The organism is Ligilactobacillus pabuli, from assembly GCF_022836475.1.
GTDB classification, from domain to species: domain Bacteria; phylum Bacillota; class Bacilli; order Lactobacillales; family Lactobacillaceae; genus Ligilactobacillus; species Ligilactobacillus pabuli.
In genome coordinates this window covers 1-227 of sequence record NZ_BQXH01000069.1, presented here as the reverse complement: position 1 = coordinate 227, position 227 = coordinate 1, and the positions used below count along the sequence as shown (strand labels likewise).

Here is a 227-nt window from a genome sequence, read left to right as displayed (position 1 = left end):
TTTTAAGTGCGAGTGGCGAACGGGTGAGTAACACGTGGGCAATCTGCCCAAAAGAGGGGGATAACACTTGGAAACAGGTGCTAATACCGCATAAACCAACTGATCGCATGATCAGTTGGGCAAAGATGGTGTATGCTATCGCTTTTGGATGAGCCCGCGGCGTATTAACTAGTTGGTAAGGTAACGGCTTACCAAGGTGATGATACGTAGCCGAACTGAGAGGTTGA

Annotated in this window: 1 rRNA gene; it reads left to right on the top strand. The window is 48.5% G+C overall.

The annotated features are described in order from the left end of the window. A 16S ribosomal RNA gene (locus LPAF129_RS11135) occupies nucleotides 1–227 on the top strand; the annotation flags it as partial.